The 207-nt window shown below is 49.3% G+C and carries 1 protein-coding gene; it reads left to right on the forward strand.

All coding sequences use genetic code 11. The annotated features are described in order from the left end of the window. On the forward strand, positions 1–207 hold a 207-nt coding region (locus CES81_RS13700), incomplete at both ends, for a hypothetical protein (RefSeq protein WP_225356412.1).

Genomic DNA, 207 nt, shown 5'->3' on the forward strand with positions numbered 1-207 from the left:
TGTCACTAGTGCTGCTTACTGCTGTAGTAGCTGTTGATGGGACCACACTCTTCGTGTCACTGGAGCTACTTGCTGCTGTTGCAGCAGTTGATGTAGCTGCGCTTTTCGTATCACTGGAGCTGCTTGCAACAGTATCAGCAGTTGATGTAACTGCACTCTTCGTGTCACTAGAGCTACTTGCTGCTGTTGCAGCAGTTGATGTAGCTG

This window comes from Secundilactobacillus pentosiphilus (genome assembly GCF_002217985.1).
In the GTDB taxonomy this organism is placed as follows: domain Bacteria; phylum Bacillota; class Bacilli; order Lactobacillales; family Lactobacillaceae; genus Secundilactobacillus; species Secundilactobacillus pentosiphilus.